We start from the raw sequence: 26,830 nt of genomic DNA, 5'->3' as shown, positions 1-26,830 counted from the left end.
AGGAAATTCGTATGGCGGGACGCGGCGCGTCAGCCGGCAAACCTGGCGCGCAGCTTGTGCTTCTCCACCTTGCCCGACGGCGTGCGCGGTAACGCGTCGACAAAGCGCACATGGCGCGGCACCTTGTAGCCGGCAAGCTGCGCCTTGCAATGGGCGATGACCTGCTCCGCATCGAGCGAGGCGCCAGCGCGCAGCACCACCAGCGCCATGCCCGTCTCGCCCCAGCGTGCGTCCGGCGCGCCGATCACGGCGGCCTCGGCCACGCCCGGCAGCTGGAACAGTACATTTTCGACTTCGGCGGGATAGACGTTCTCGCCGCCGGAGATGTACATGTCCTTGGCGCGATCGACGATGTAGTAGTCGCCGTCCTCGTCGCGCCAGGCGATGTCGCCGGAATGCAGCCAGCCGTCGCGGATCGCATTGGCAGTCGCTCCCGGCAGGTTCCAGTAGCCGGGCGTGACCCCCGGCCCCTTGATCAGCAGCTCGCCCCGCTCGCCGGGCGCGACATCATTGCCCACGGGGTCGATGATGCGCGTCAGCATCGACCCCACCGGCTTGCCGATGGTGCCGATCTTGCTGCGCGCGGTGTCTTCGTCGCAGACAAAGACCGTGGGCCCGGTTTCGGTCATGCCGAAGCCGAAGCAGATGGTCACGCCCTTGGCCAGGTAGGCTTCCAGCAGCGGCCGCGGCACCGGCGAGCCGCCCGCCGACATGTTGCGCACGCCGGAGAAGTCCGCTTGCGCAAAGCCGGCATGCTGGCTCAGGAACAGGTACACCGCCGGCACCGCGAAGAACATGGTGATGCCCTCGCCCGATTTGCGGTCGAGCCGGTCCAGCACGACCTGCGGCTCGAACTGCCGCATGATGTGCACCGTGCCGCCGGCATGCAGCACCGGGTTGGCATACAGGTTCAGGCCGCCGGTATGAAAGAACGGCAGCACGTTCAGGAACACGTCGTCGCGCGTGATCTTGTTGGCCAGCATGGCGTTGACGGCGTTGAAGAACACCATGCCATAGGTCTGGATCACGCCCTTGGGCTTGCCGGTGGTGCCGGAGGTGTACAGCAGGTGCCATACCTCGGACTCGTCGCGGCACGGCATCTCGAGGATGCGCCCCGAGGCCGCGTCGAGCACGGCTTCGTACTCGGTCCAGCCACCGGGTACATCGGCCGCCTCGTCGTCGGCAAGATGCAGCACCGCGCGCAGCGGCAAGGTGCGCGCCAGTTCGGCGGCCACGGCCAGGAAGCCATCGCCGGCGACCAACACCTCGGGCGTGCAGTCCTGCAGGATCGGCAGCAATTCCGCCGCGGGCAGGCGCCAGTTCAGGCACACCATCACCATGCCGGCCTTGGCGCAGCCGTACAGCATCTCGAAATAGTCGGAGCTGTTGTGCGCCAGCACGGCGACGCGCGTGCCTGGCGCCAGCTGCAGGCCTTCGGCCAGGTATTCGGCGAAGCGGCTGGCGCGCTCGTCGAACTGGCGATAGGTCACCCGGCGGCCGCTTTCCACGTCCATCAGCGCGATCTTGTCGGGGGTGTGCTGCGCGTTCTTGTGCAGCCAGTCGATTACGTACATTGCGCGGGCCTCCGCTCAGGTTGCCACGTCCTGCACGGCCCGATTGCCGCGCAGCCGCCCCACCACGCCCTGCGGGAAGTAGTAGACGCTCAGGATAAACAGCAGGCCGAGCCACAGCAGCCAGCGGTCCGGATGCAGCAGCGACGACAGCAGCGGCAGCGCCGTGGTGGCGTCGCTCGCCAGCTTCATCACGTCCTGCAGGTAGGTCTGCGCCACCAGGAACAGCACCGTGCCGATCACCGCGCCATAGATCGTGCCCATGCCGCCGATCACCACGATCAGCAGGATGTCGACCATGATCTCGAATGACAGCGAGGTGTCAGGACCGTTATAGCGCAGCCAAACCGCCATCAGCACCCCGGCCAGCGTGGCGAACATCGCAGACAAGACCGTCGACACCGTGCGGTAGACCACAGTGCGGTAGCCGATGGCCTCGGCACGGAAGTCATTCTCGCGGATCGCCTGCAGCACGCGGCCGAACGGCGAATTGACGACGCGCAGCAGCGCCAGGAACAGCACCAGCGCGCCGGCAAACACCAGGTAGTAGCTCAGCAGCTTGCCGGTCAGCGGCACGCCCAGCAGCTCGGCGTCGCCGAACGAGAAGCCCGGGCGCAGCACCTCGGGCACCTTGAAGGTCAGCCCGTCCTCGCCGCCGGTCCATTCCGACAGCTGCGACACCAGCGTGGCGAAGGCGGTCGCCACCGCCAGCGTGATCATCGCGAAGAAGATCGCACGCACGCGCAGCGAGAACAGGCCGATCAGGAAAGCCAGCAGCGCCGAGACCGCCAGCGCGCCCGCGGCGCCCACGGCGAGCGCGCCCCAGCCCGGCTCCATGCGCGACATCGCGATGGCCACGCCATAGCCGCCGATGCCGAAGAACATGGTGTGCGCAAACGAGACGATGCCGGTGTAGCCCAGCAGCAGGTCATAGCTGGCCACCAGCACCACGAAGATGCAGATCTTGGCCGCCATGTTCAGTGCGCGCGCGCCGGGAAAGGCGAACGGCGCGCAGGCCAGCGCCAGCAGGATCAGCAGCAGGATCACGGTGAGCACGCGGCTGCGCGGCAGATCGCCGGAGAGAAGTCGGATCATGGTCGTGTCGCTCCGTTCAGCGCCGTGCCACCGGGAACAGTCCTTGCGGGCGCCACAGCAGGATCAGCATCATCAGCAGGATGTTGGAGAACAGCGCAACCTTCGGGTACAGGAAACCGGTGTAGTTGGCCATCAGGCCGACCAGCAGCGCGCCGACAAAGCAGCCCGTGGTCGAACCCAGCCCGCCGATGATGATGACGATGAAGATCAGCACGTTCACCTGCGCGCCGATCGCCGCGGTGATGTTCTGCTGGTACAGCCCCCACAGCACGCCGCCCAGCCCGGCGAGCCCAGCGCCGACCACGAACACGCCGATAAACAGCCGGCGGATGCGATAGCCGAGCGCCTCGACCATCTCGCGGTTCTCCACGCCCGCGCGGATCAGCAGGCCGATGCGGGTGCGGTTGAGCAGCAGCACCATCGCGATAAAGATCACCAGCCCGAGGGCCATCGCGATCAGCCGGTATTTCTCGATCGCGGCATCGCCCAGCAGCACCGCGCCGCGGAAGGTGGTGGGCACCTGCAGCGCAATGGTTTCCGGGCCCCAGATCGCCTTGATCAGCTGCTCGGCGACAATCATGCCGCCCATGGTGATCAGGATCTGCTTCAGGTGCTGGCCATAGACGGGGCGCACCACCACGCGCTCGAAGAACAGCCCGACCGCGCCGGCCGCGACCATGGCCGCGGCAATCGCCAGCGCGAAGACCGCCAGGTTCTGCACGAGGCTGTCCGCCTCCACCCAGCCTGCCATCGGCAGCAGCACCGATGCCGCCACGTAGGCGCCCAGCGCGATGAAGGCGCCGTGGCCGAAATTGAGCACGTCCATCAGGCCGAAGACCAGCGTCAGGCCGGAGGACACCACGAAGATGATCATCCCCATCGCCAGGCCGGCGATGGTCAGCGTGAGCCAGGTCGAAGGGCTGCCGACCAGCGGGAAGGCTAGCAGCATCAGCAGCGGCGCCAGGGCCAGCGGGGTCCAGTCGAGCCGGACCTTGGGCAGGGCTGCCGGCGGTGCGGTAGGTAAGGTCGTTGAAGTTGTCATGGGTCTCCATCCTGCGGCGGGCGTATCGGCCGCACGTTGTTTGCTCCCCTCTCCCGCACGCGGGAGAGGGGAGCAAACCATCAGTCCTGCACGGCGCTACTGGTGTGCCGCCAGCGACAGCCCCAGCAATTGCTGCTGCAGCCCGTCATCCCCCGCCAGCGCCGCCATCGTTCCCGCATGCACGGTGCGTCCGTCATCCATCACTGCCACCGTATCCCCCACCGACTTTGCCATGTTGAAGTTCTGCTCCACCAGCAGGATCGACACTTCGGTCTGCTTGAGCTCGCGGAAGACATGGATCATGTTCTGGATGATCGCGGGTGCCAGCCCCTTGGTGGGCTCGTCGACGATCAGCAGCTTGCGCGGCTCGATGATCGCGCGCGCCACCGACAGCATCTGCTTCTGCCCGCCCGACAGCACGCCGGCACGCTGGTGCCAGAAGGTCTTCAGTGCCGGGAACATGCGAAAGACCCAGTCCAGCCGCCGCTCGTCGATGGCCCCGCTGCGCGCGGCCAGGCGCATGTTCTCGGCCACGGTGAGGTCGGAAAACACGCTCATGTTCTCCGGCACGTAGGCAATGCCTGCCTGCGCGATCGACGGCGTGCTGTGGCGCGTGATGTCCGTGCCGTCGAAGCTCACCGTGCCGGCGCTTGCCTGCCACAAACCCATGATGGTGCGCAGCGTGGTGGTCTTGCCGGCGCCGTTGCGCCCCAGCAGCATGGTCACGCCGCCGCGCGGCACGTCGAAGCTGACGCCGTGCAGGATGTGGTACGGGCCGATATGGGTCTGCACGCCCTGCAGCCGCAGGATCGGCGTGGCGTGTTGCGCGTCAGCCATGGTTGCCGCCCTCCTTCTCTTCCTCCGCCATGCCCAGGTAAGCCTGCTGCACTACCGGCGATGCGATCACCTCGGCGGGGTCGCCGTCGGCCACCAGCGTGCCGTTGTGCAGCACGATGATGCGATCCGCCAGCGAGCGCACCACATCCATCTTGTGCTCGACCAGCAGCACCGTCTTGCTGCGGTCCTGGCGGATCTCGCGGATCAGGTCCAGGATCACCGGCACTTCGTCCACGCTCATCCCCGCGGTGGGTTCGTCGAACATGAACACGCGCGGCTGCAGCGCCAGCAGGATGCCGACTTCCAGCTTGCGCTGGTCGCCATGCGGCAGCGACGCCACCGCCAGGTGCTGCTTGCCCGCCAGCGCGACCCGCTCCAGGATCGCCAGCGCCTGCGCGCGTATGTCGCGGTGACTGGTCCACATCGAGATCAGGTCGATGCCGCGCTGCTGCCGCGCCTGCACCGCCAGCCGCACGTTCTCCAGCACGGACAGCTGCGGGAACAGGCTGGTCAGCTGGAAGGCCCGGCCGATGCCGCGCCGGGTCTTCTGCGACACCGGCAGGCGCGTCACGTCCTCGCCGTCGAGCAGGATCTGCCCGGCGGAGGGCGGCAACTGCCCCGAGACCAGGTTGAAGTACGTGGTCTTGCCGGCGCCGTTCGGGCCGACGATGCAGGTCAGCTCGCCCGGCCGGAATGCGCACGACACCGCATTGACCGCGACATGGCCGCCGAAGCGGATGGTCAGGTCGCGCGTCTCGAGCAGCGGCCGGGCGCCGGCCGCCGCGGCCGTGCCGCGCTGCGCAGCGGGCGACTGCGACGCCGGCAGGCCGGCAGAGCGGGCGGAGGAGGCCGAGGGGGCGGAGGGGGCTGGCGCGTTCATCAGCGTTGGTTGCGCACGGGCACGTTCATCTCTTCGGGCTTGATCTCGCGCACGAGCTCGGGCACGCCCCAGGCAAAGGCCGGGTCCACCTTGATCTTGAAGTGGTACATCGACTGCATCGCCTGGTGGTCTTCCTTGCGGAAGGTCATCTTGCCCTTGGGGGTCTCGAAAGACATGCCTTCCATCGCCATGATCAGCTTGTCGGTGCCGGTGTCTCCGTTGGTCTTCTTCAGCGCCTCGACCAGCGCGATGCCAGCGGTCATGCCGCCGGCGGTGAAGAAATCGGGCGGTGCCTTGAACTTGCTGTAGTGGTTCGACACCAGCCACTCGTTGGCCTTGTTCTTCGGGATGCCGAAGTAGTAGTACGTGGCCCCTTCCATGCCGGGGAAGTTCTTGTAGCTGGTCATCGCCGGGAGGATATTGCCGCCGGTGGCGATCTCGATGCCGTAGCGCTTGGGATCGAGGTCCGCGATCTTGAACGGATTGCCGGCGCCGGCCCAGATGATGAAGATCACCTTGCGGCCAGGCTTGTCCTTGAGCGAATCGAACAAGCGCTGCGCACCGGCAGTGAAGTCCGTGGTGTTGGTGGGCAGGTATTCCTCATGGACGATCTTCGCGTTCTTGAGCGCGCCCTTGAACGCTTTCACGCCGTCGCGGCCGAAGGCATAGTCCTGCGCCAGCGTGGCGATGGTCACGCCCGGCTTGTCCAGCGCCACGGCATTGGAGATCGCGTCCTGCGACGAATTGCGGCCGGTGCGGAAGATATAGCGGTTCCATTTGTCGCCGGTGATCGAATCGGCGACGGCGGGCTCGACCAGCAGCACCTTCTTGTATTCCTCCGCCACCGACAGCATCGCCAGCGCGGTGCCGGACGACGTCGGGCCGACGGCGATATCGGCGCGGTCGTCGCTGTAGGCGGCGGCAAGCTGCGCCTTGGCCACGTCAGGCTTGCCCTGCGTATCCTTTTCGATCACCACCAGCTTGTTGCCGTTGACGGTCATGGTGCCGTTGGTGGCGTATTCCAGGCCCATCAGCAGGCCGGTCTGGGTCTGCTTGGCATACGCTTCCAGCGCGCCGGTCTTGTCGTAGACGTGGGCGATGCGGATATCCTTGGCCAGCGCGGCGCCGGTGGCAAGAAGGCCGGCGGCCATGACCAGGGCGCGTACGGCGAGGGGGTTGCTTTGCATGGCTGTCTCCTGTGTTCGGGTTGTTTTGCGTTAGAAGGGCTGGAACCTGCTGCAACTGCGGGAATTTCTACTGCCCGGCTACTCCCGCGTGCGCCCGGCAAGGAAGCGGCGCATGCCGTCGGCAGTTTCCGCGCTGGCAATTTGCGCGACGAAGGCAGCGCGCTCGCGTTCCAGGCCCGCTGCCAGCGCGTCGGCGTCCCAGCGCAGCAGCGCGCGGGTATGCGCCACGCTGCCGGGCAACTTGTCCGCCACGCCGCGCGCCAGCGCGATTGCATCGGCCTCTGCCGCACCGGGTGCGGACAGCGCAGAGGCCAGGCCATGCATGACGGCATCCGGCGCCGCCACGACCGTGTTGTTCAGTTGCCAGGCGCGCGCCCGTGCCGGACCGGCCAGCTGCGGCAGCATCGCCGTCCAGCCGCCGTCCGGGCTGAAGCCCACCACCGTGTAGAACGGCGCGATGCGCGCATCCTGCGCCAGTACGGCCATGTCGCAGGCCAGCGCCAGCCCGAGCGAGCCGCCGGTCAGCCAGCCTTCGACGGCCGCCACCACCGGGCAACGCAGTGCCGTGAGGCGCAGGATCGAACGGTTCAGCAGCGCGAGCAACTCGCTGGCGTAGGCGGCAATGCCATCGCCTTGCGCCGCAAAGGCCGCCACGTCGCCGCCAGTCGAGAAATTGCGCCCTGCATGCGTCAGCACCACGGCACGGACCGACGTGTCGGCTTCGACCTCGTCCAGTGCGGCCAGCAAGGCTTCCAGCAACGCCGGCACGAGGCTGTTGTGCCGCTGCGGCCGGTTGAGGCGCAGCAGGGCCACGCCGTCCCGGCGTTCGAGCAAGACCAGCGGATCTGCGGCCGTGGTCATCGCGGCTGCAGGCCGTGGGCGATCAGGTCGAAGGCGGTATCGACCACCTTCTCCATGGAGGCCGGACGCTTCCAGCGCGCATAGCGCATGCCGAGGAAGTTGCTGATGCCGATCAGGCACCACGCGCGCACCTCGGCATCGCCGGGGACGATTTCGCCCTGCTCTTCGGCGCGCTCCAGCCGCCGGCTGTAGAGCTCGGCAAAGACCTGGAAATAGCTGCTGTAGATGGTTTCGTCCACCGAGTACGAGTCCAGCACAATGCGGTACAGGTTCTTGTGGCGCGAAACGAAGGAGAGAAAGGCCTTCAGGCCCAGCCGCTCGGCTTCCATCTGGCTGGCGGCGTTGGCCACGTGCTTGCGCAGGTGGGTGCGCACCAGTTCCAGCATGTGGCCGACCAGCGCTCGGAAAATATCTTCCTTGTCCTTGAAGTACAGGTAGAAGGTGCCCATGGCGACCTTGGCTTCCTGCGTGATCTCGGAGATCGACGCGGCGTAGTAGCCCTTCTCGCCGAACACCTTTTCGGCGGCGCGCAGCAACGCTGCACGGGTCTTCTGCCCGCGCGCGGTCTTGGGCGGGCACATGCCGCCGGCGTGGGCCATGTCGGTGGCTTCGCCGACTTCGCCAGTCTCGGTCTGGGACATCTTGTCTCCGGTGGCGCTGCGCGCCTTGTCATGGGAATGCCAGCCGCTTCGGGTCATGCCGCAGGCACCTCCTCCTACTCCTCCTCGCCCCTGCCGCCACCCCGGAAACCGATATGCAGGCAAAACCTGATATCTGATTCATGTTTCATCGTATAAATTGACCGGCGTGGATGTCAATAGAGGCGCACCCTGCCCTCGCTTGCATCGCCCCCCCACCTACCGCCTGGAGAGACACGTCGTTGGACGCTCCCGATTCGGCTTGTGACAGCGCCGCCGCCCCGCCCTTTTCCACACATCCGGCGCATGGCGCCTTGCCGGGCTGGCGCGAAGCCGGCGCCGGCCGGCCGCTGCTGCTGCTGCACGGCTGGTCCGTCACCGGCGAAGCCTTCGACGGCCAGCGCGCGCTGGCGCGGGCGGGATTCAGGGTGATTGCGCCCGACCATGCCGGCCACGGGCTGTCGCGGCACGGCACCGGCACCACCATCGCGGCGCTGGCGCGCGATGCCGCGGCGCTGGTCGGCCATCTCGGGCTGGACGATGTGGTCGTGGCGGGCTGGTCGATGGGCGCGATGGTGGCATGGACGCTGCTGCGTGACCATCCGGGTTGTCCACTGGCGGCAGTTGGCAGCATCGACATGACGCCCCGGCTGGTCACCGACCCGCAATGGCCGCACGGACTCCACGGCCATTACGACATGACCCAGGCCAGGCAGATGGCGGCGCGCATCCGCGCCGACTGGCCGCGGCTGGCGCCTTCGGTGGTATTGGGACTGTGGGCGGCAGGACGGCGCCCCGACGGCGCGGCGATGCAGCGCATTGCGCGGATGGCGCAGAGCTGCGAGGCCGCCACGCTGGCCGCGCTATGGGAAGACATGGCAAGGCAGGACTTCCGCGACACGCTGCGCACGGCGCGCCTGCCGCTGTTCCACCTGTATGGCGAGGCCAGCCGGCTGTATGCCCCGGCAGTAGGCATCGCCACCCACGGCTTGCGGCCCGACGCGGGCCTCACCGTGATCGCCGGCGCCGGCCACAGTCCGCACATGGAGCAGGCGCAGGTATTCAACGCCGCGCTGCGCGCGCTGGTGGCTCAGGCCAGCACGCGGTAAGTCCAGAGTCCCAGCGCGGTCAGCAGCAGCGAGCCGCCCAGGTGCAGCAGCAGGTGCATCGCTGCCCAGCCGTAGTCGCCGGCGAGCAGGTTGGCAAGCACCTCGCTGGAAAAGGTCGAGAACGTGGTCAGGCCGCCAAGGAAACCGGTGATGGCCAGCAGGCGCCATTCCGGCGGCAGGCCGGCATGGGTATCGAAAAAACCGACGGCAAGCCCGATCAGGTAGCCGCCCAGCAGGTTGGCGGCCAGCGTGCCGTACGGCAGCGCGGGGTTGAGCGCATTCCACAGCACCGAGAAACCCCAGCGCAGCCATGCCCCCGCCGCGGCGCCGACGCCGACGGCGACAAACCCCAATGGGCCCATCAGGGCTTGCCCTCGCTGCCCTCTCCACCCTCTCCGCTGGCGTTGAGCGACTGGATACCCCAGCGCTTCAGCGCGTCCTCATCGGTCACGCGTGCATCGACCCAGCGCGCGCCTTCCGGCGTTTCTTCCTTCTTCCAGAACGGCGCTTCGGACTTGAGGTAGTCCATGATGAATTCGCAAGCCGCGAACGCATTGCCGCGATGCTTCGATGCGACCGCGACCAGCACAATCTGGTCCAGCGGCAGCAGCGGGCCGACGCGATGGATGACGGTGACGCCCAGCAGTTCCCAGCGCGCGCACGCCGCCGCCTCGATCTGCGCCAGCGCCTTCTCGGTCATGCCCGGGTAGTGCTCCAGCTCCATCGCGCTGATGGCGCTGCCCTCGCTGACATCGCGCACTGTGCCGATAAAGCTGGCCACGGCGCCGACCTGCGGGTTGCCGGCGCGCAGTGCCGCCACCTCGGCGCCCAGGTCGAAATCCTCGCGCTGAACCCTGACGCTCATCTCAGCCTCCGGTAACGGGCGGGAAGAAGGCAACCTCGCAGCCATCGGTGATCGCCGTGTCGGGGCGCGCCACCGCGTGGTCGACGGCCATGCGCAGCGCGCGGCCTTCGGCCAGGGTCTCGGCCCAGGCGCCGCCGCGCTGGCGCAGCCACTGGCGCAGCTCGCCCACGGTGCGGACCTCGGCCGGCACCTCGGCGCGCTCCTCGGCCACGCCGAGTTGTTCGCGCACGCTGGCGAAGAATCGTAGTTCGATGGTCATGACTGCCTCTGTGTACATGCTGGTAATGCGGGCCGGCTATGCGAGCAGGCCGTCAAACGGAATGAACTGCACGGTCTCGCCGCGCGCGATGGCCTGGTTGGGAGGGTTGTCGATCAGCCCGTCGCCCCATACCGTGGACGTGAGCACGCCGGAACTCTGGTTGGGAAACAGGTCCAGCCCGCCTTCGGTATTGATGCGCGCGCGCAGGAACTCGTTGCGGCGGTCGCCCTTGTTCAGTTCGAAATCGGCGCGCAGCGGCAGGCGGCGCGGCGCCACGTCGGCAACGCCCTGCAGGCGCAGGATGAACGGCCGCACGAACAGCAGGAAGGTAACGAAGCTCGACACCGGGTTGCCCGGCAGGCCCAGGAAAAACGCCCGGTCGGGCCCTGCGCTGTTGACCTGGCCGAACGCCAGCGGCTTGCCCGGCTTGATTGCGATCTGCCACATGTCGAGGCGACCTTCCGCCTCGACCGCGGGCTTGATATGGTCTTCCTCGCCGACCGACACGCCACCCGACGTGATGATCAGGTCGTGCCCCTGCGCCGCGCGGCGCAGCGTCTCGCGCGTGGCCGCCAGCGTATCGGGCACGATGCCGAAGTCGCTGACCTCGCAGCCCAGGTTTTCCAGCAGGCCGCGCAGCGTGAAGCGATTCGAGTTGTAGATCGCGCCCGGCTTGAGCGGCTCGCCCGGCATCGCCAGTTCGTCGCCGGTGAAAAACACCGCGACGCGCACGCGGCGCACCACGTCCAGCTTCGCCTGCCCGACCGACGCGGCCAGGCCCAGCGCCTGCGGCGTCAGCCGCGTGCCCGCGGGCAGGATCACGCTGCCGGCCTCGATGTCCTCGCCTGCGCGCCGGATCCATTCACCGGATTGCGGCACGTGGTTGACGATCACGTCCTCGCCCTCCGCCGTGCATTGCTCCTGCATCACGACGGCGTCGGCGCCTGGCGGAATCAGGCCGCCGGTAAAGATGCGCGCGGCGGTGCCCGGCTGCAGTTCGGTGCCGACATGCCCCGCCGGAATCCGCTGCGACACGCGCAGCCGCGTGCCCGCTGCCGGGACATCGGCGGCGCGCATGGCGTAGCCATCCATCGAGGTGTTGTCCGCCGGCGGCACGCGCAGCGTGCTGGTCACGGGCGCGGCCAGCACGCGGCCATTGGCGTCAAGCGTGTCGACCTGCTCTACCTGCGCCAGCGGGCGCGCGGCGGACAGCAGCGCATCGAGCGCCTGGGCCATGGTCAGCATCGGGGGACGGGAAGGTGCTGCGGCTTGGGTCATGGTGCGATGTGCAGGAAGGGTTGGCCCATGCGGGTTGGCCAAAAAGAAACGGCCCGCGCATCGCCTCCGCCATGACAGCAGGAAGCAATCCGGGGGCCGGGGATCGGGCCCGCAGCCTGATTGTAGCGAGTTGGCGCGGACACGGCACGCCGCGGTGCCGCAGCGTGCCCTTGGCGCCAGCGTGCTTACAGGCCGGTGTGGCCGGCGATATAGGCCTTGACCCTGGCGGCGTCGGCCGGCATCACTTCAAAGCGCTGCGGCAGGCTCTCGATGCCCTCGAACCTGGCCGGACGCTCCGGCTCGTGGCCGAGCGCCTCGCGGATGGTGTCGGCGAACTTGGCCGGCAGCGCGGTTTCCAGCACCACCATCGGCACGCCGGCGCTGAGATGCTCGCGCGCCACCTTGACGCCATCGGCGGTGTGGGTATCGATGGTGATGCCATAGCGCGACGACAGGTCGCGGATGGTCGCCAGCCGGTCCTCGTGCGTGCTGCGGCCCGAGACAAAGCCGAATGCGCGGATGCGGTCGAATTCCGGCGTGCCCGCCAGGTCGAAGCCGCCCTTCTCATCCACGTCGCGGAACAGCGCAGCCAGCTTGCCGGCGTCCTGGCCCAGCAGGTCGAACACGAAGCGCTCGAAGTTCGAGGCCTTGGAGATATCCATGCTCGGGCTGGAGGTGTGATACGTCTCGGCCGACTTGCGCACGCGGTAGGCGCCGGTGCGGAAGAACTCGTCGAGCACGTCGTTCTCGTTGGTGGCGACCACCAGCCTGTCGATCGGCAGCCCCATCATGCGCGCGATATGGCCGGCGCAGACATTGCCGAAGTTGCCCGACGGCACGCAGAACGAGACCTTCTGGCCCGGGCCGTCGGTCGCCAGCAGCCAGCCCTTGAAGTAGTAAACCACCTGGGCCACCACGCGCGCCCAGTTGATCGAATTGACCGTGCCGATCTTCTGGCGGGCCTTGAATTCGTGGTCGTTGGAGACGGCCTTGACGATGTCCTGCGCGTCGTCGAACACGCCTTCAATGGCGATGTTGAAGATATTCGGGTCCTGCAGGCTGAACATCTGCGCGGTCTGGAACGCGCTCATCTTGCGGTGCGGGCTCAGCATGAACACACGGATGCCGCGCTTGCCGCGCATCGCGTATTCGGCGGCGCTGCCGGTGTCGCCGGAGGTCGCGCCCAGGATGTTCAGCTCCTGCCCGGCACGGGCGAGCGCGTACTCGAACAGGTTGCCGAGCAACTGCATCGCCATGTCCTTGAAGGCCAGCGTCGGGCCGTTGGACAGGCCCAGCAGTTGCAGCTTCGTACCGCCTTCTTCGCCCAGCGTGCGCAGCGGCGTGATGTCGGCGGTGTTATCGCCCTCGCGCGCGTTGCAGTACACCTCGGCGGTATAGGTCTTGCGCGTCAGCGCGCGCAGGTCCTCGGCAGGAATGTCGTCGCAGAACTTGCGCAGGACCTCGTAGGCCAGGTCGGCATACGGCAGCTTGCGCCAGGCCTCCAGCTCGTCGGCCGTGACTTGCGGATACTGCTTGGGCAGGTACAGGCCGCCATCGGGGGCCAGGCCGCCGAGCAGGATCTCGGAGAACGATTGCGGCATGTCATGGCCGCGGGTCGACTGGTATTTCATGTGGCTCTGCTGTGGCTATGCGGTGGCTGCGCTTAGTTCAGTTCTTCCATGCGCAGGCGCGTCACGTCGGACAGCACGGTCGACAGCGCCTCGATCTTGGCGATGGCGGCGTTGACGTGCTTCTCGCGCGTGATGTGCGTGAGGATGATGATGTCGGTCTGCGGCTCGCCTTCGCGCGATTCCTTCTGCAGCATGGCGTCGATCGAGATGCCGCCCTCGGCCAGGATGCGGGTGATCTCGGCCAGCACGCCGGTCTCGTCGGCCACGCGCATGCGCAGGTAGTACGAGCTGTTGATCTCTTCGATCGGCAGCACCGGCACGCTCGACAGCTCGTCGGGCTGGAACGCCAGGTGCGGCACGCGGTGGTTCGGGTCGGCGGTGTGCAGGCGGGTCACGTCGACCAGGTCGGCGATCACGGCCGAGGCGGTCGGCTCGGCGCCGGCACCCTTGCCGTAGTACAGCGTGGCGCCCACGGCGTCGCCCTGCACCAGCACGGCGTTCATCGCACCTTCCACGTTCGCGATCAGGCGCGCGGCCGGCACCAGGGTCGGATGCACGCGCAGCTCCACGCCGTCGTCGCGGCGGCGCGTGATGCCCAGCAGCTTGATGCGGTAGCCCAGTTCCTCGGCGTACTTGATGTCGGTGGCGGACAGCTTCGTGATGCCCTCCACGTGCGCGCGGTCGAACTGCACCGGCATGCCGAAGGCGATCGCGCTCATCAGCGTGACCTTGTGCGCGGCATCGACGCCCTCGATGTCGAAGGTGGGATCGGCTTCCGCGTAGCCCAGCTGCTGCGCTTCCTTCAGGACCACGTCGAAATCCAGGCCCTTGTCGCGCATCTCGGACAGGATGAAGTTGGTGGTGCCGTTGATGATGCCGGCGATCCACTGGATGCGGTTGGCGGTCAGGCCTTCGCGCAGCGCCTTGATGATGGGGATGCCACCGGCGACCGCGGCTTCGAAGGCCACGATCACGCCCTTCTTGCGCGCGGCTTCGAAGATCTCGTTGCCATGCACGGCCAGCAGCGCCTTGTTGGCGGTGACCACGTGCTTGCCGTTCTCGATGGCCTTGAGCACCAGCTCGCGCGCCACGCCGTAGCCGCCGATCAGTTCGATGACGATGTCGATGTCGGGGCGCGTCACCACCTGGTGAGCGTCGCTGACGATCTCCACTTCCCCGTTGGTCAGTTCGCGCGCGCGTTCAGTGTTGAGATCGGCCACCACGGCAATCTCGATGCCGCGGCCGGCGCGGCGACGAATTTCTTCCTGGTTGCGCTTGAGCACGTTGAACGTGCCGCTACCGACGGTACCGATGCCGAGCAGGCCAACTTTGATGGGGTTCATGGACAATCTTCTGAGTTGCTAAGGATGGGTTGCGGCGCAGCCCGCGAAATCAGGCCGCTGCCTTGCCGTGGCGTTTCCGGTACGCCTCGAGGAAGCGCGCGATACGGCCGATGGCCTCGCGCAGGTCTTCCTCATGCGGCAGGAACACGATGCGGAAATGGTCGGGCTTGGCCCAGTTGAAGCCGGAGCCCTGCACCAGCAGCACCTTGGACTCCTGCAGCAGTTCGTAGATGAACTCCTGGTCGTCCTGCACCGGGTACATCGACAGGTCCAGCTTCGGGAACAGGTACAGCGCCGCCTTGGGCTTGACGCAGGTCACGCCCGGGATCGCGGTGATCAGTTCATAGGCCAGGTCGCGCTGGCGGCGCAGGCGCCCGCCTTCCGCGACCAGGTCATTGATGCTCTGGTAGCCGCCCAGCGCGGTCTGGATCGCCCACTGGCCCGGCACGTTGGCGCACAGGCGCATCGACGACAGCATGTTCAGGCCTTCGATGTAGTCGATGGCCGGGCGCTTGTCGCCCGACACCACCATCCAGCCCGCGCGGTAGCCGCACGAGCGGTAGTTCTTGGACAGGCCGTTGAAGGTCACCGTCAGCACGTCGGTCGACAGCGAGGCAATCGAGGTGTGGGTGACGCCGTCGTACAGGACCTTGTCGTAGATCTCGTCGGCGAAGATGATCAGGCCATGCTCGCGCGCGATGGCGACGATCTCGAGCAGCAGCTCATCCGAATACAGCGCCCCGGTGGGGTTGTTCGGGTTGATGATGACGATGGCCTTGGTATGCGGCGTGATGCGGGCGCGGATATCGGCCGGATCGGGCATCCACTCGTTGGCCTCGTCGCAGATATAGTGCACCGGCGTGCCGCCGGACAGGCTGACCGCGGCGGTCCACAGCGGGTAGTCCGGCGCCGGCACCAGCACTTCGTCGCCGGTGTTGAGCAGCGCATTGACCGCCATCACGATCAGCTCGGAGGCGCCGTTGCCGACATAAATATCGTCCAGGCCAACGCCTTCGATATTTTTTTGCTGGGTATAGTGCATGATCGCCTTGCGTGCAGCGAAAATGCCCTTGGAATCAGAATAACCTGCCGAATTCGGCAGATTTCGCATCATGTCCTGCTGAATCTCTTCCGGCGCGTCAAAACCGAATACGGCGAGGTTGCCAATATTCAGCTTGATGATCTTGTGCCCTTCTTCCTCCATCTGCTTGGCCTTTTCCAGCACCGGACCGCGGATGTCGTAGCAAACGTTATTGAGTTTGTTGGATTTCTGGATGGGTTTCACGGCGATGTCGGGGCAAGCTGTCGGTCAGGCTGTCGGGCAGGCATAGTGTGCCGCGTCGGCGGCACCGGGCAGAAAACCTGGCTAAATCTGGAAGAACGCGGAGGCGCCGTCCGCTGCAATGCAACGCGCGCGTGGCACAGGCGTGGCAAACAGGGAGGCAAAAGCTATAATTTATCGGATTATGACAGACTTCGGCAGGGATTCTTGCATTGCAGCGTACGCCACCGGCGCGTACGGCAAGCGAACGCGGGCCATGGCCCGGCCCTGCGCCTGTCCTGCCCGTCACACCACGACCGCCCGCGCTGCCGGCCTTCCGCCCCACGGGCCGGCCATGCAATCCGCGGCGGCCGCCGCAGAGGCCTCCAAGTGAAACTCCACGCCGACCAGCCCCAGTCGCTGAATACCGTCACGGCCTATGGGCCGGACTATATCGAGATCAACCTCGTCCGCCACACCACCTCGATCCTGGTCATGCCCGAGGGCGAAATCCGGCCCTGGCCGGTGAACCGCTTCGAAGAACTCGAGCCGGCTCATTTCGAACAGCTGGCCGAACTCAATCCCGAAGTGGTGCTGCTTGGCACCGGCTCGCGCCTGCGCTTCCCGCACCCGCGCCTGACCGCATCGCTCTCGCGCCGCCATGTGGGCGTCGACGCGATGGACATGCAGGCCGCCTGCCGCACCTACAACATCCTGATGGCCGAGGGCCGCAAGGTGGCTGCGGTGCTGCTGATCGAGCCGGCCGCCGGCGCTGCCTGAGGTCGAAGCGGGATCGCGTGGTGCGCCCACGCCGATGTTGAGCCCACGCCACGCTTGAAGTCCGGGTGCGCGCCCCAATCTGCTCCCGCTAAGGTGGCAGCACCCCCTTCCCGAATCTCCCTGCCCCTTGCCCAGGAGCCACAAGAATGACGATCAGTCTCAACAAGGCCGTACCCGACTTCAGCGCGCCGATGACCGGCGACGCCACCTTCCGCCTTGCCGACTTCCGCGGCAAGACGGTGGTGCTGTACTTCTACCCGAAGGACAACACGCCGGGTTGCACCACGGAGGCCATGAACTTCCGCGACCAGTACGAGGATTTCACCAAGGCCGGCGTGCAGGTGTTCGGCATCTCGCGCGACAGCATCCGTTCGCACGAGAACTTCAAGGCCAAGCTCGAGCTGCCGTTCGAACTGATCTCCGATGCCGACGAAGCGGTGTGCGCACTGTTCGATGTCATCAAGATGAAAAAGCTTTATGGCAAGGAGTATCGCGGCATCGAGCGCAGCACCTTTGTCATCGACGGCAAGGGCATCCTGCGGCACGAGCTGCGCGGCATCAAGGTGCCGAACCATGTCGACGAAATTTTGGAACTGGTGCGCGCCATCTGAGGTCCTGCGTGTTTTGCGTGGCTGCGACACCGCGTACAGCCGGCGCCGCAAAGGGTTGCCAAACCCAATTGCCAAACCCGGGACCTTCGGATACATTGGCCCGTAATGAGTTCAGATTCCGGATGCCACGCTGATTCGACTTCCCGGCCCAGGCGGTTCGCGCCACAGGCCGGTCGCGGACCTGCCGTGTCGCCGGTCCGCAAAGAAGCCGCCAACCCTGTTATGCAGGCATGGCGGCTTTTTTGTTTGCGCTCACGCCTGTCCGCGCCGGGTGCCTCGCGCATGCATGCCCCGGCCCATGACCACGACGCAGTCGCGCGTCGCGGCACGGACGCCTTAGCCCCTCTCTCGTCCCCCTGAAAGGAAAGCCAAGCATGCCGCTGCCTACCATGCCCGCCAAGCCTGCCCAATTGCTGGACCCGAGCGAATTCGCTCCGGTCTCCGCGGTGCCCAAGGCCAAGTCCGCCACACAGTTGAAGAAACCTGTGCCGGCACTCGAGCGCGTGGCATTGCTGGAAACCGGCGAGGCCAGGGCGCCTGCCGTGAAGGCGCGCGCCGCCGGTGGTACCCGCGCCCGCAGCACCGAGACCCCAGCCGGGCCCGCGCCCACGGCCAGCGCGCCGCCGGTCAGCCTGGTCAAGCCCGTGGCCGGCACCTCGCGCCGCGCGCGCAAGGCCGAAGGCCCGAGCAAGCTGTTCGTGCTCGACACCAACGTGCTGATGCACGACCCGAGCTCGCTCTTCCGCTTCGAGGAACACGACATCTATCTGCCGATGATGACGCTCGAAGAACTGGACAACCACAAGAAGGGCATGAGCGAAGTCGCGCGCAACGCGCGCATGGTCAGCCGCACGCTCGATTCGCTGGTGGGCGGCACCGACGGCGTACTCGACGAGGGCCTGCCGCTGGAGAAGCTCGGCAACCGCGACGCGCAGGGCAAGCTGTTCTTCCAGACGCGGCTGAACGACATCAAGCTGCCCGAGGGCCTGCCGCAGGGCAAGGCCGACAACCAGATCCTGGGCGTGGTCAGCGCGCTGCAGCAGCAATACCCCGAGCGCCAGGTCGTGCTGGTGTCCAAAGACATCAACATGCGCATCAAGGCGCGCGCACTGGGGCTGCCGGCGGAGGACTACTACAACGACCAGGTCCTGGAAGACAAGGACCTGCTCTACGCCGGCGTCATGCAGTTGCCCGGCGACTTCTGGGCCAAGCACGGCAAGGGCGTGGAAAGCTGGCAGGATCCCAAGTCCGGCGCGATGTTCTATCGCCTGACCGGACCGCTGGTGCCTTCCTTCCTGGTCAACCAGTTCGTCTACCTGGAACCGGTCGACGGCAGCCTGCCGCTGTACGCGCAGGTCAAGGAAATCAACGGCAAGACCGCACTGCTGCAGACGCTCAAGGATTACACGCACCACAAGAACAATGTGTGGAGCGTGACCGCGCGCAATCGCGAGCAGAACTTCGCGCTCAACCTGCTGATGAATCCCGACATCGACTTCGTCACGCTGCTGGGCCAGGCCGGTACCGGCAAGACGCTGCTGGCGCTGGCGGCAGGCCTGGAGCAGGTGCTCGACCAGAAGCTCTACAACGAGATCATCGTCACCCGCGCCACCGTGCCGGTCGGCGAGGACATCGGCTTCCTGCCCGGCACCGAGGAAGAGAAGATGCAGCCGTGGATGGGCGCGTTCGACGACAACCTTGAAGTGCTGCAGAAGAGCGACGACAGCGCCGGCGACTGGGGCCGCGCCGCCACCCAGGAGCTGATCCGCTCGCGCATCAAGGTCAAGAGCATGAACTTCATGCGCGGCCGCACCTTCGTCAACAAGTTCGTCATCATCGACGAGGCACAGAACCTGACGCCCAAGCAGATGAAGACGCTGGTGACGCGCGCGGGCCCCGGCACCAAGATCATCTGCCTGGGCAATATCGCGCAGATCGACACGCCGTACCTGACCGAAGGCTCGTCCGGCCTGACCTACGTGGTGGACCGCTTCAAGGGCTGGAGCCACAGCGGGCATATCACGCTGGCGCGCGGCGAGCGCTCGCGCCTGGCCGACCACGCCGGCGACGTGCTCTGACGCGGGCGGCAGCCGGGGCGCCTGCCTTGCGGGCGGGCGCCCCGGCCCGCTGTCGTGAACGGCAAGCACAATGCGGCTATGATGTCCGCACATCCGCTTGTTGTCCCGCACCCCCAACCGGAGGCGTCGATGAACCAACAGCATCTCCGCCTGGCCGCGCTGATTGGCGCTGCCATGGTCCTGGCCGGCCCGCTTCAGGCGCGCGCAGCGGCTGACGACCTGGTGATCCGCACCATGGGTCCGGTCAGCTATGTCTGCGGCGGTATCGCCGAAGACGAGCGCGATGCGCTGGCCGCGCGCGAGAAGGATTTCAATATCGGCATCCTGTTCACGCAAGGCGCCGCGGGCGAGTTCCTGTCCGACGTCGCGGTCAAGCTGGTACGCGACGAACAGGAGGTCGCAACCTTCCGCGCCGCCGGCCCCCGCTGCCTGATACGTGCGCCGGAAGGCAGCTACAATATCGAAGCCAGTTACAAGGGCCAGGCCAAGTCGATCAAGGTCAGCACCGGTACGCGCAACGCCCAGCTACGCTGGTAGCGTCAAGGCTTCCGGTGCGCCGGCAGGCCGGCGACCGGAATCCAGCGATGCCATTGCCCCGTACCCCTAGCTCTTCCAGTCCTCCCGCACTGCCAGGCCCGCTTGCCCGGGCCGGCATGCCGCTGCTCTGCGCCGCCGCACTGCTGCTGGCAGCGTGCGCCAGTTCCCCACCCTCTCGCCATGGCAGCTTGCCGCGTACGCCCGGCAAGCCCATGGTCGATCCCAGCGCCGGACTCGAGGAGATCTCGATCCAGGCGATGTCGCTGGTCGGCACGCCCTACCGCTACGGCGGCAACACGCCGGATGCCGGCTTTGACTGCAGCGGCTTGGTACGCTATGTGGTATCCCGTGCCGCCAGCGTGGACCTGCCGCGCACCACCGAAGCCATGGGCACCCGCGGCACCACGCTCGACCGCAGCGAAGTCGCCTCCGGCGACCTGGTGTTCTTCAACACCACCGGACGCGCCAACTCGCATGTCGGCATCTACGTCGGCCAGAACCGCTTTGTCCATGCGCCATCGTCCGGCGGCACCGTGCGGCTGGAAGACATGGGCAAGCCATACTGGGCCTCGCGCTACAACGGCGCGCGGCGCGTGGTTTCCGGCGCGATCAACCTGCCGCCGCCTGCTATACCGGCCCCTGCACCAGCGCCGCCGGTACCGGAACCGGCCCCGCTGCCCGACGACGACGATCCCATCGCCGCCTTCGCCAACCGCTGAGCGCCTGGCACGCGGGCAAACAAAAAGCCAGGCAGCTGCCTGGCTTTTTGCATGACCGTCCAACCCTGCGTTACAGGATATGGCGCCCGATCCACCATGCGATCGCCGCCATGAAGGCCGATGCCGGGATCGTCAGCACCCAGGCCCACACGATATTGCCGGCCACGCCCCAGCGCACCGCGGACATCTTCTGCGCCGAACCGACGCCGACGATGGCCCCTGTGATCGTATGCGTGGTCGATACCGGCACGCCCAGCGCCGAGGCAAAGAACAGCGTCAGCGCTCCCCCGGTCTCGGCACAGAAGCCGCCCACCGGCTTGAGCTTGGTGATCTTCTGCCCCATGGTTCGCACGATGCGCCAGCCGCCGAACAGCGTGCCCATGCCGATGGCCACATAGCAGCTCACGATCACCCATGTCGGGGGTTGGCCGCCAGCCATCACGTGGCCACTGGCGATCAGCAGCATCCAGATGATGCCGATGGTCTTCTGCGCATCATTGCCGCCATGGCCCAGGCTGTACAGCGAGGCCGACACCAGCTGCAGCCGGCGGAACCAGCGGTCTACACGCGACGGCGGGGTGCGGAAGAAGGTCCAGCCCACCATCACCATCATGATCGAGCCAAGCACGAAACCCAGGAACGGCGAGATCAGGATAAAGGCCACCGTCTTCAGCAGACCGCTGCCAACCAGCGCACCTGTGCCGGCCTTGGCCACCGCCGCGCCGACCAGCCCGCCGATCAGTGCGTGCGACGACGACGACGGGATGCCGTAGTACCAGGTAATGACGTTCCAGGCGATCGCCCCGACCAGGGCGCCGAAGATGACGTAGTGGTCGACGATCCCGACATCGATGGTGCCGGTGCCGACGGTGGCCGCCACCTTCAGGTGAAAGACGAAGATGGCGACGACGTTGCACATCGCCGCCATAGCGACCGCATGGTGCGGCTTGAGCACGCCGGTGGACACCACCGTGGCGATCGAGTTGGCCGCGTCATGGAAGCCGTTCATGAAGTCGAACAGCAGCGCGAGCGCCACCAGCAGGGCAATCACCCACAGGCTCATTTGAATGGTCTGCATGCCGATTGCCGCCTCAGGCGTTTTCCAGGACGATGCCTTCGATGATGTTGGCGACGTCCTCGCACTTGTCGGTGATCGTCTCGAGCTGTTCGTAGATGGCCTTCAGCTTGATCAGGCGCTTCACGTCGGTCTCGTCGCGGAACAGCTTCGACATCGCCGAGCGCATCACGCGGTCGGCCTCGGACTCGAGCTGGTCGATCTGCTGGGCGGTCTTCAGGATGGTGCTGGCATTCCCCATGTCCTCGAGCAGGCCCACCGCGATCTTGACCTGGTCGCAGCACTGCACGCAGATTGCGGCCAGGCGCAGCGCCTCTTCGGTCAGGTTGGTCACGTCGTACAGCGAGATGGTCTCGGCCACGTCTTCCATCAGGTCCAGGATATCGTCCATGGTCGTGATGAGCTTGTGGATCTCGTCGCGGTCCAGCGGCGTGATGAAGGTCTTGTGCAGCAGGTCGATGGTGTCGTGCGTGATCCGGTCGGCCTTCTTCTCGGTGGCCTGGACGCGGCGGGCATGGGCCTCGGCGTTGGGCAGGTCGTTGACCAGGGCCTGGAGCTCGTGGGCGGCGGTCACCGCGCAGTCGGCGTGCTGGTTGAAATATTCGAAGAACTTGCCCTCGGTGGGCATGAATCGGCCGAACATGGAATGTTCCTTAAGGCGGCGCGTGTAGCGCTGCTGATGTGTTGCAGATGGATTGAACGCGAAGCACGACAGCCGCCGGGTCGGCGGCTGTCATCAAAGCGCAATATTTTACAGGGTTACGCGGACATTGCCCGCCGATTTGGCACAAACGAGACGGCCAGCGGTGCGATCTCTGCAGGCGGCTTGACTTCGTCAGGTGTCGTTGTCGAAGAACGCCGGGCCGCCGGTGAAGTTGTCGAACTTGGTGAACTGGCCCAGGAAGGTCAGCCGCACCGTGCCGATCGGGCCGTTACGCTGCTTGCCGATAATGATTTCGGCGGTGCCCTTGTCCTGCGAATCGGGGTTGTAGACCTCGTCGCGGTAGATGAACAGGATCACGTCGGCATCCTGTTCGATAGCGCCGGATTCACGCAGGTCGGACATCACCGGACGCTTGTTGGGACGCTGTTCCAGGCTTCGGTTCAGCTGCGACAGCGCGATCACCGGGCAGTTGAGTTCCTTGGCCAAGCCCTTCAGAGAACGGGAAATCTCTGAAATTTCCGTCGCGCGGTTCTCACCGCCGCCGGAGCCCGACATCAGCTGCAGGTAGTCGATGATGATCAGGCCGAGCTGCCCGCACTGGCGCGCCAGCCGGCGCGAGCGCGCGCGCAGTTCCATCGGGTTCAGCGCGGGAGTTTCGTCGATGAACAGCTGCGCATCGTTCATGCGCTGGATGGCATGCGTCAGGCGTGGCCAGTCTTCATCCAGCAGGCGGCCGGTACGCAACCGGTGCTGGTCCAGCCGCCCGACCGAGCCGAGCATACGCATGGCCAGCTGCGTGCCGGCCATTTCCATCGAGAACACTGCCACTGGCAGGCCCTGCTCCACCGCCACATGCTCGCCGATGTTCAGCGAGAACGCGGTCTTACCCATCGACGGGCGGCCGGCGACGATGATCAGGTCGCCGCCCTGCATGCCGCTGGTCATCCGGTCCAGGTCCACGAAGCCCGTGGGCACGCCGGTCACGTCGCTGGTGCTGTCGCGATGGTAAAGCTCGTCGATGCGCTCCACCACCTGCGTCAGCAGCGGCTGGATTTCCTGGAAGCCGGCCTGGCCGCGCGCGCCTTCCTCGGCGATCGCAAAGACCTTGGATTCAGCTTCGTCCAGCAGCTCGCGGACTTCCCGCCCCTTGGGCGCGAAGGCGGCCGAGGCGATATCGTCGGCCACCGTAACCAGCTTGCGCAGCACCGCACGCTCGCGCACGATTTCCGCATAGCGGCGGATATTGGCCGCGCTGGGCGTGTTCTGTGCCAGCGAATTCAGGTACGCCAGCCCGCCAACTTCCTCGGCCTTGCCCGCAACCTGCAGCATTTCATAGACCGTGATCACGTCGGCCGGCTTTGTGGCCGAGATCAACCGGGCGATGCTCTGGAAGATCATCCGGTGGTCGAAGCGGTAGAAATCCGCCTCCGAAAGGAAGTCCGCAATGCGGTCCCAGGCGGCATTGTCCAGCAGCAGGCCACCGAGCACCGACTGCTCGGCTTCGATGGAATGCGGCGGGACCTTGAGGTTGTCGAGTTGGGGGTCGGCGACGGGCGCGTTCATGGGGAGGGATTATAACGGCGGGACGCTGGCAGGAGGACGCACTACACCGGACATTTGCCGGACGTGCGTCCAACATCTGCCGGCCAGCGCCAGCGGGCAACAAAAAAGGCAGGAGCCAGGGCTCCTGCCTTTTCTGCTTGCAGTGCTTCGGGCGGCGCCGCGCAGCGGCACCGCTGCAGCGGGTCTTAGACCTGCTCGCCCAGCACCGACACGGTCACGTCGACCACGACGTCGGTGTGCAGCGCGACGCTGATCGGGTGGTCGCCCACCATCTTCAGCGGGCCGTTCGGCAGGCGAACCTGAGCCTTCTCGACCTTGAAGCCTTGGCCTTCCAGGGCCACGGCGATGTCGGCGTTGGTGACCGAGCCGAACAGACGGCCGTCCACACCCGACTTCTGGCTGACCTGGACGGTCAGGCCGTTCAGCTTCTCGCCTTCGGCTTGCGCCGCGACCAGCTTCTCGGCGGCGGCCTTTTCCAGCTCGGCGCGCTTGACTTCGAATTCGGCGATCGCGGTTTGCGTGGCGCGGCGCGCCTTCTTCGACGGGATCAGGAAGTTACGAGCGTAACCGTCCTTCACCTTGACGATGTCACCCAGGTTGCCCAGGTTGATGACTTTTTCCAGCAGAATGACTTGCATCGTGTTTTCTCCGTTACGGACCTAGGGCCTATCAGTTCTTGTGCAGGTCGGTGTACGGCAGCAGCGCGAGGAAACGCGCACGCTTGATCGCCGTATCCAGCTGACGCTGATAGTGGGCCTTGGTACCGGTCAGGCGGGCCGGCGTGATCTTGCCGTTGTCGCCGATGAAGTCCTTCAGGGTGTCCAGATCCTTGTAGTCGATCTGTTCCACGCCAGCCACGGTGAAGCGGCAGAAGCGCTTGCGCTTGAACAGCGGGTTCTGTTGCTGGAAGCGCTTCTTGTTCTTGTTGTCACGTTTGACGAATGCCATGATTCAATCCTTTACGAATGCTTTACATCCGGTGATGTGAAAGACGAGAGCCTTGCTGTTGCGGTGCTTGCGGGCGAGGAATCCTTCGCAGTCGAGCAGCGTGCCGAGCGGTAACCGCTCAAGCCGCTGACCCACCGGCCCGATCCCCATTGCCGCGATGGCAAACTCAACCTGCCGTGGCGTTTCCGCCTCGACCGTCTCGCCGCTGTACTGCAGGATGCAGTTCACGACGGGCACTCCGGCCGGGGTATAGCGCAGGGCATCGCGTTCCGCCAAAGTGGCGGCAAGCCGAAGTTGGTTCAACGCGGGGCCTCTTGCCGTTTGCCATCCGTGCCGCCAGGGCCGACATGGTCAGCCTGGGCGCGCACCGCAGTCCGCACTCAGGCGGCCTGGCCTTCGGTGGTCGTTTGCGCGGCCTTGCGGGCTTCTTCGCGCTGCACTTCCTTCATCATCGGCGAAGGAGCGGTTTCAGCCTTCTTGGTCTGCACGATCAGGTGGCGCAGAACGGCGTCGTTGAACTTGAAGGCGTGTTCCAGTTCAGCCAGCGTGTCCTTGCCGCATTCGATGTTCAGGCAAACGTAGTGAGCCTTGGCCAGCTTCTGGATCATGTAGGCCATCTGGCGACGGCCCCAGTCTTCCACGCGGTGAACGTTGCCGTTCTGCGAGGTCACGAGCTGCTTGTAGCGCTCGATCATGGCCGGCACTTGCTCGCTCTGGTCCGGGTGGACGATGAAGACGATTTCGTAATGACGCATTGACGCTCCTTTTGGGATTAGCCACCCGGGCGTCACGAGTCCGGTGCGGCAAGGTTGAATAGCCTTAAATTATAGCCCGGCGCCAACGGGGCGCGCAAGCGGCAAGGCTGGCTCAGGCTTTGGCAAAGGCGGCCTGCAGGCGCACGGGATCCCGTGCCAGCGCAGGATCCGCCGCAAGCGCCAATGCCAGCAGTACCCTCGCCTTATACGGATTCAGGTCCGAGGCGGAGACAAAAACGCCATCGGACGGGCTGGGATGCGCCGGAATCGCCACATGACCTGCCCCGGTGCGCGAACTGCGCACCACCGCCACTCCGGCGGCGGCGGCATCCACCAGGGCCTCCGCCAGCACTTCGTGTATCGAGCCATTGCCGGCGGCGGCCACCACCAGGCCCGCCACGCCAGCCTGCACCAGCGCATCGACGGCGATCCGGCCCGGCTGCGCGTAGCTCGCCACGATCTCGACCACCGGCCATGCGCCCGGCATCGGACCGATCGCCCATGCCTGCCGGGGCGTGCGGGCAAAGCCCACGTAGTCGTCCTGCACCAGCCCGAGCGGCCCGCACTGGGACACGAAGGCATCCACCGCCGAGGTATGCGCCTTGGCAACATCGCGCGCCGCATGGATCTGCTGGTTCAGCACCACCAGCACGCCCTTTCCGCGCGCATCCGGATACGCCGCCACCCGTACCGCGTCGAGCAGGTTGAGCGGCCCGTCGGCCGACAGCGAGGTGGACGGCCGCATCGCCGCCGTCATCACCACCGGGACCGGGCACGCCTGGGTCAGGTGCAGCGCCATCGCCGTTTCTTCCAGCGTATCGGTGCCGTGCGTGATCACGATGCCCGCCACATCCGCCTGCGCCGACCAGTGCTCGACGCGAGCGGCCAGCGCGACCCACAGCGCAAAGGTCATGTCCTTGCTGTCGACCTGCGCCACCTGCTCGGCTTCGATCCGTGCCACCGACTGCAGCGCCGGCACCGCCGCAAGCAACGACGACACGGGCACGGTGGCCGCCTGGTAGTGCGCGCTGCTGGCGGGGTTGCCGGAAGCGCCGGCAATGGTGCCGCCGGTAGCCAATACAACGATGCGAGGCAATTGGGTCATGGATGCTGGGGCTCAGGAAACAGAAGGGAATACATGCGCCGGGCGATGGAATCGCGATTGTAACGGCGGACTTCCACCGGAATGGCCCGCGCCGAGGCCGATCGGTTCACGCGCGCCAGCAAAAATTCTGCTTGCGCT

29 protein-coding genes are annotated in these 26,830 nt (G+C 66.2%); 6 read left to right on the top strand and 23 right to left on the bottom strand.

Annotated features, from left to right (window positions below):
• Positions 1 to 29: 29 nt before the first annotated feature.
• The 8 genes from ACAD63_RS07510 to ACAD63_RS07475 form a co-directional block, all read right to left on the bottom strand.
• Entirely contained in the window at positions 30 to 1,574 is a 1,545-nt protein-coding gene (locus ACAD63_RS07510; RefSeq protein WP_434033656.1) for an acyl-CoA synthetase, read from the bottom strand.
• A gap of 15 nt (positions 1,575 to 1,589) precedes the next feature.
• Complete coding sequence (locus ACAD63_RS07505; RefSeq protein ID WP_434033655.1) at positions 1,590 to 2,666, bottom strand: branched-chain amino acid ABC transporter permease; 1,077 nt, start codon at positions 2,664 to 2,666, stop codon at positions 1,590 to 1,592.
• 16 nt (positions 2,667 to 2,682) lie between these two features.
• Positions 2,683 to 3,708, bottom strand: coding sequence for a branched-chain amino acid ABC transporter permease (locus tag ACAD63_RS07500; RefSeq protein WP_135705468.1), 1,026 nt, complete (start codon positions 3,706 to 3,708; stop codon positions 2,683 to 2,685).
• Between the two features lie 96 nt (positions 3,709 to 3,804).
• Positions 3,805 to 4,545, bottom strand: a complete 741-nt coding sequence (locus ACAD63_RS07495; RefSeq protein WP_133096448.1) for a branched-chain amino acid ABC transporter ATP-binding protein — start codon at positions 4,543 to 4,545, stop codon at positions 3,805 to 3,807.
• Positions 4,538 to 5,308 carry an ABC transporter ATP-binding protein gene (locus tag ACAD63_RS07490; protein WP_133096562.1) on the bottom strand — a complete coding sequence of 257 codons (771 nt, stop codon included), beginning with the start codon at positions 5,306 to 5,308 and terminating at the stop codon, positions 4,538 to 4,540. The genes ACAD63_RS07495 and ACAD63_RS07490 overlap by 8 nt, the downstream gene beginning before the upstream one ends.
• Positions 5,309 to 5,424: 116 nt before the next feature.
• Positions 5,425 to 6,612, bottom strand: coding sequence for a substrate-binding domain-containing protein (locus ACAD63_RS07485; protein ID WP_133096449.1), 1,188 nt, complete (start codon positions 6,610 to 6,612; stop codon positions 5,425 to 5,427).
• A gap of 78 nt (positions 6,613 to 6,690) precedes the next feature.
• The gene (locus ACAD63_RS07480) at positions 6,691 to 7,473 is read right to left on the bottom strand and encodes an enoyl-CoA hydratase/isomerase family protein (RefSeq protein WP_434033654.1); all 783 of its coding nucleotides are present in this window, start codon (positions 7,471 to 7,473) and stop codon (positions 6,691 to 6,693) included.
• A complete protein-coding gene (locus tag ACAD63_RS07475) occupies positions 7,470 to 8,114 on the bottom strand; it encodes a TetR/AcrR family transcriptional regulator (RefSeq protein WP_135705470.1) in 645 nt (214 codons plus the stop codon). Before ACAD63_RS07475 ends, ACAD63_RS07480 begins: the two co-directional genes overlap by 4 nt.
• A 239-nt stretch (positions 8,115 to 8,353) precedes the next feature.
• On the opposite strand from ACAD63_RS07475, the gene ACAD63_RS07470 reads away from it, so the two are divergent.
• On the top strand, positions 8,354 to 9,220 hold the full coding sequence (locus ACAD63_RS07470; protein ID WP_434033653.1) for an alpha/beta fold hydrolase: 867 nt from the start codon (positions 8,354 to 8,356) through the stop codon (positions 9,218 to 9,220).
• Here ACAD63_RS07470 and crcB read toward each other — a convergent pair.
• The 7 genes from crcB to ACAD63_RS07435 all read right to left on the bottom strand — a co-directional run bounded on the left by crcB (position 9,202) and on the right by ACAD63_RS07435 (position 15,881).
• The gene (gene crcB, locus ACAD63_RS07465) at positions 9,202 to 9,582 is read right to left on the bottom strand and encodes a fluoride efflux transporter CrcB (protein WP_133096453.1); all 381 of its coding nucleotides are present in this window, start codon (positions 9,580 to 9,582) and stop codon (positions 9,202 to 9,204) included. The two genes, ACAD63_RS07470 and crcB, sit on opposite strands and share 19 nt — an antisense overlap.
• Positions 9,582 to 10,085, bottom strand: coding sequence for a molybdopterin synthase catalytic subunit MoaE (gene moaE / locus ACAD63_RS07460; protein ID WP_133096454.1), 504 nt, complete (start codon positions 10,083 to 10,085; stop codon positions 9,582 to 9,584). The genes crcB and moaE overlap by 1 nt, the downstream gene beginning before the upstream one ends.
• Before the next feature lies 1 nt (position 10,086).
• Positions 10,087 to 10,344 (bottom strand): molybdopterin converting factor subunit 1, encoded by a 258-nt coding sequence (gene moaD, locus ACAD63_RS07455; protein WP_029048714.1) that lies wholly within the window; start codon positions 10,342 to 10,344, stop codon positions 10,087 to 10,089.
• Between the two features lie 36 nt (positions 10,345 to 10,380).
• The gene (locus ACAD63_RS07450; protein ID WP_195427576.1) at positions 10,381 to 11,622 is read right to left on the bottom strand and encodes a molybdopterin molybdotransferase MoeA; all 1,242 of its coding nucleotides are present in this window, start codon (positions 11,620 to 11,622) and stop codon (positions 10,381 to 10,383) included.
• Positions 11,623 to 11,807: 185 nt separating this feature from the next.
• Entirely contained in the window at positions 11,808 to 13,253 is a 1,446-nt protein-coding gene (gene thrC, locus ACAD63_RS07445) for a threonine synthase (protein ID WP_133096456.1), read from the bottom strand.
• Between the two features lie 32 nt (positions 13,254 to 13,285).
• On the bottom strand, positions 13,286 to 14,596 hold the full coding sequence (locus ACAD63_RS07440) for a homoserine dehydrogenase (RefSeq protein ID WP_135705472.1): 1,311 nt from the start codon (positions 14,594 to 14,596) through the stop codon (positions 13,286 to 13,288).
• A gap of 49 nt (positions 14,597 to 14,645) precedes the next feature.
• On the bottom strand, positions 14,646 to 15,881 hold the full coding sequence (locus tag ACAD63_RS07435) for a pyridoxal phosphate-dependent aminotransferase (protein ID WP_133096458.1): 1,236 nt from the start codon (positions 15,879 to 15,881) through the stop codon (positions 14,646 to 14,648).
• A 366-nt stretch (positions 15,882 to 16,247) separates the two neighbouring features.
• Here ACAD63_RS07435 and ACAD63_RS07430 point away from each other — a divergent pair, with 366 nt between their 5' ends.
• The 5 genes from ACAD63_RS07430 to ACAD63_RS07410 all read left to right on the top strand — a co-directional run bounded on the left by ACAD63_RS07430 (position 16,248) and on the right by ACAD63_RS07410 (position 20,582).
• Positions 16,248 to 16,637 carry an Mth938-like domain-containing protein gene (locus tag ACAD63_RS07430; RefSeq protein ID WP_133096459.1) on the top strand — a complete coding sequence of 130 codons (390 nt, stop codon included), beginning with the start codon at positions 16,248 to 16,250 and terminating at the stop codon, positions 16,635 to 16,637.
• Between the two features lie 146 nt (positions 16,638 to 16,783).
• Positions 16,784 to 17,248, top strand: coding sequence for a peroxiredoxin (locus ACAD63_RS07425; RefSeq protein ID WP_133096460.1), 465 nt, complete (start codon positions 16,784 to 16,786; stop codon positions 17,246 to 17,248).
• A 374-nt stretch (positions 17,249 to 17,622) separates the two neighbouring features.
• Positions 17,623 to 19,326, top strand: a complete 1,704-nt coding sequence (locus ACAD63_RS07420) for a PhoH family protein (RefSeq protein WP_133096461.1) — start codon at positions 17,623 to 17,625, stop codon at positions 19,324 to 19,326.
• 129 nt (positions 19,327 to 19,455) lie between these two features.
• Complete coding sequence (locus ACAD63_RS07415) at positions 19,456 to 19,863, top strand: hypothetical protein (protein ID WP_434033652.1); 408 nt, start codon at positions 19,456 to 19,458, stop codon at positions 19,861 to 19,863.
• A 47-nt stretch (positions 19,864 to 19,910) separates the two neighbouring features.
• Positions 19,911 to 20,582 (top strand): C40 family peptidase, encoded by a 672-nt coding sequence (locus tag ACAD63_RS07410; protein WP_135705473.1) that lies wholly within the window; start codon positions 19,911 to 19,913, stop codon positions 20,580 to 20,582.
• A gap of 70 nt (positions 20,583 to 20,652) precedes the next feature.
• Here the strand turns inward: ACAD63_RS07410 and ACAD63_RS07405 are convergent, their stop codons facing one another.
• The 8 genes from ACAD63_RS07405 to ACAD63_RS07370 all read right to left on the bottom strand — a co-directional run bounded on the left by ACAD63_RS07405 (position 20,653) and on the right by ACAD63_RS07370 (position 26,692).
• Positions 20,653 to 21,660, bottom strand: coding sequence for an inorganic phosphate transporter (locus ACAD63_RS07405; RefSeq protein ID WP_133096464.1), 1,008 nt, complete (start codon positions 21,658 to 21,660; stop codon positions 20,653 to 20,655).
• Between the two features lie 13 nt (positions 21,661 to 21,673).
• Positions 21,674 to 22,300 (bottom strand): DUF47 domain-containing protein, encoded by a 627-nt coding sequence (locus ACAD63_RS07400; protein ID WP_029048703.1) that lies wholly within the window; start codon positions 22,298 to 22,300, stop codon positions 21,674 to 21,676.
• A 192-nt stretch (positions 22,301 to 22,492) separates the two neighbouring features.
• Positions 22,493 to 23,884: a replicative DNA helicase gene (locus ACAD63_RS07395; RefSeq protein WP_063238032.1), complete on the bottom strand. Its 1,392-nt coding sequence runs from the start codon at positions 23,882 to 23,884 to the stop codon at positions 22,493 to 22,495.
• A 185-nt stretch (positions 23,885 to 24,069) separates the two neighbouring features.
• Positions 24,070 to 24,522, bottom strand: a complete 453-nt coding sequence (rplI, locus tag ACAD63_RS07390; protein WP_135705474.1) for a 50S ribosomal protein L9 — start codon at positions 24,520 to 24,522, stop codon at positions 24,070 to 24,072.
• 31 nt (positions 24,523 to 24,553) lie between these two features.
• On the bottom strand, positions 24,554 to 24,832 hold the full coding sequence (rpsR, locus tag ACAD63_RS07385) for a 30S ribosomal protein S18 (protein ID WP_006575387.1): 279 nt from the start codon (positions 24,830 to 24,832) through the stop codon (positions 24,554 to 24,556).
• 3 nt (positions 24,833 to 24,835) lie between these two features.
• Positions 24,836 to 25,135, bottom strand: a complete 300-nt coding sequence (priB, locus tag ACAD63_RS07380; RefSeq protein WP_133096466.1) for a primosomal replication protein N — start codon at positions 25,133 to 25,135, stop codon at positions 24,836 to 24,838.
• A gap of 77 nt (positions 25,136 to 25,212) precedes the next feature.
• Complete coding sequence (gene rpsF / locus ACAD63_RS07375) at positions 25,213 to 25,587, bottom strand: 30S ribosomal protein S6 (RefSeq protein ID WP_029048699.1); 375 nt, start codon at positions 25,585 to 25,587, stop codon at positions 25,213 to 25,215.
• A gap of 112 nt (positions 25,588 to 25,699) precedes the next feature.
• Positions 25,700 to 26,692, bottom strand: a complete 993-nt coding sequence (locus ACAD63_RS07370; protein WP_195427574.1) for an asparaginase — start codon at positions 26,690 to 26,692, stop codon at positions 25,700 to 25,702.
• Positions 26,693 to 26,830 lie beyond the last annotated feature (138 nt).

The sequence above is a fragment of the Cupriavidus sp. a3 genome, assembly GCF_051015765.1.
GTDB classification, from domain to species: domain Bacteria; phylum Pseudomonadota; class Gammaproteobacteria; order Burkholderiales; family Burkholderiaceae; genus Cupriavidus; species Cupriavidus oxalaticus_A.
Note: the sequence above shows the minus strand (reverse complement) of the source record. Positions and strands in the feature narration are given on the sequence as shown.

Excerpts from the sequence above, each read along its gene's own strand:
- ACAD63_RS07510 (WP_434033656.1), bottom strand. The coding sequence starts at position 1,574 with ATGTACGTAATCGACTGGCTGCACAAGAACGCGCAGCACACCCCCGAC.
- ACAD63_RS07505 (WP_434033655.1), bottom strand. The coding sequence starts at position 2,666 with ATGATCCGACTTCTCTCCGGCGATCTGCCGCGCAGCCGCGTGCTCACC.
- ACAD63_RS07500 (WP_135705468.1), bottom strand. The coding sequence starts at position 3,708 with ATGACAACTTCAACGACCTTACCTACCGCACCGCCGGCAGCCCTGCCC.
- ACAD63_RS07495 (WP_133096448.1), bottom strand. The coding sequence starts at position 4,545 with ATGGCTGACGCGCAACACGCCACGCCGATCCTGCGGCTGCAGGGCGTG.
- ACAD63_RS07485 (WP_133096449.1), bottom strand. The coding sequence starts at position 6,612 with ATGCAAAGCAACCCCCTCGCCGTACGCGCCCTGGTCATGGCCGCCGGC.
- ACAD63_RS07480 (WP_434033654.1), bottom strand. The coding sequence starts at position 7,473 with ATGACCACGGCCGCAGATCCGCTGGTCTTGCTCGAACGCCGGGACGGC.
- ACAD63_RS07475 (WP_135705470.1), bottom strand. The coding sequence starts at position 8,114 with ATGTCCCAGACCGAGACTGGCGAAGTCGGCGAAGCCACCGACATGGCC.
- crcB (WP_133096453.1), bottom strand. The coding sequence starts at position 9,582 with ATGGGCCCATTGGGGTTTGTCGCCGTCGGCGTCGGCGCCGCGGCGGGG.
- moaE (WP_133096454.1), bottom strand. The coding sequence starts at position 10,085 with ATGAGCGTCAGGGTTCAGCGCGAGGATTTCGACCTGGGCGCCGAGGTG.
- moaD (WP_029048714.1), bottom strand. The coding sequence starts at position 10,344 with ATGACCATCGAACTACGATTCTTCGCCAGCGTGCGCGAACAACTCGGC.
- ACAD63_RS07450 (WP_195427576.1), bottom strand. The coding sequence starts at position 11,622 with ATGACCCAAGCCGCAGCACCTTCCCGTCCCCCGATGCTGACCATGGCC.
- thrC (WP_133096456.1), bottom strand. The coding sequence starts at position 13,253 with ATGAAATACCAGTCGACCCGCGGCCATGACATGCCGCAATCGTTCTCC.
- ACAD63_RS07440 (WP_135705472.1), bottom strand. The coding sequence starts at position 14,596 with ATGAACCCCATCAAAGTTGGCCTGCTCGGCATCGGTACCGTCGGTAGC.
- ACAD63_RS07425 (WP_133096460.1), top strand. The coding sequence starts at position 16,784 with ATGACGATCAGTCTCAACAAGGCCGTACCCGACTTCAGCGCGCCGATG.
- ACAD63_RS07420 (WP_133096461.1), top strand. The coding sequence starts at position 17,623 with ATGCCGCTGCCTACCATGCCCGCCAAGCCTGCCCAATTGCTGGACCCG.
- ACAD63_RS07415 (WP_434033652.1), top strand. The coding sequence starts at position 19,456 with ATGAACCAACAGCATCTCCGCCTGGCCGCGCTGATTGGCGCTGCCATG.
- ACAD63_RS07410 (WP_135705473.1), top strand. The coding sequence starts at position 19,911 with ATGCCATTGCCCCGTACCCCTAGCTCTTCCAGTCCTCCCGCACTGCCA.
- ACAD63_RS07405 (WP_133096464.1), bottom strand. The coding sequence starts at position 21,660 with ATGCAGACCATTCAAATGAGCCTGTGGGTGATTGCCCTGCTGGTGGCG.
- ACAD63_RS07400 (WP_029048703.1), bottom strand. The coding sequence starts at position 22,300 with ATGTTCGGCCGATTCATGCCCACCGAGGGCAAGTTCTTCGAATATTTC.
- ACAD63_RS07395 (WP_063238032.1), bottom strand. The coding sequence starts at position 23,884 with ATGAACGCGCCCGTCGCCGACCCCCAACTCGACAACCTCAAGGTCCCG.
- rplI (WP_135705474.1), bottom strand. The coding sequence starts at position 24,522 with ATGCAAGTCATTCTGCTGGAAAAAGTCATCAACCTGGGCAACCTGGGT.
- rpsR (WP_006575387.1), bottom strand. The coding sequence starts at position 24,832 with ATGGCATTCGTCAAACGTGACAACAAGAACAAGAAGCGCTTCCAGCAA.
- rpsF (WP_029048699.1), bottom strand. The coding sequence starts at position 25,587 with ATGCGTCATTACGAAATCGTCTTCATCGTCCACCCGGACCAGAGCGAG.
- ACAD63_RS07370 (WP_195427574.1), bottom strand. The coding sequence starts at position 26,692 with ATGACCCAATTGCCTCGCATCGTTGTATTGGCTACCGGCGGCACCATT.